This window comes from Halorubrum sp. GN11_10-6_MGM (assembly GCF_005435165.1).
Classification (GTDB): Archaea; Halobacteriota; Halobacteria; order Halobacteriales; family Haloferacaceae; genus Halorubrum.
Map to the genome: position 1 here is coordinate 1 of NZ_SGUC01000121.1, position 516 is coordinate 516.

The 516-nt window shown below is 49.2% G+C and carries 1 protein-coding gene; it reads left to right on the forward strand.

The genetic code is table 11. From position 1 onward, the window contains the following. A partial coding sequence (locus tag EXE46_RS16940) for a hypothetical protein (RefSeq protein WP_199234218.1) occupies positions 1-292 on the forward strand: 292 nt, incomplete at its 5' end. Positions 293-516: the final 224 nt, after the last annotated feature.

The following is a 516-nucleotide window of genomic DNA, read 5'->3' on the forward strand; positions in this document are numbered from 1 at the left end:
GCTGAATGAGTGCCTTTTAGAGATAAGGAGTACGGACCAAGGCAACGAGAGCGATCGGCTGAAAAGCGAAGAGGAGTCTAAGCTCGTTGACTATTTCAACCTCTGTGCAGAAGAATATCTCTTTTACAAGAGAGGCTATGTTCCACCAGAAGTCTGGAGAGCCTGGCGGGAGGGAATGAGGTTTTACATGGAGGACCAGCAAATCCGAGATTTATGGAAGCAGGAGAAGGACACGGAATCGTACTACGGACTGGAAATGCCTATGCCACAGGACATGAGAAAACATAAATAACAGCACGCTCGACCTGGAGCTCCGATGTCAGTCACGTTGGGATTACCGGTTTTTCTCGACGAGCCATTCAAGCGACCCCTCCTGTGTCGGGGTGAGGTCGTACGACATATGTTTGATGAACTACGCAATACGTACGCTGAGGGGGAATACGCCAGCTTTAAAACGGATTGCGTATACGCTCTCACCAGTGAAATGATTACCAGAGCACCGACACGATATGAGGA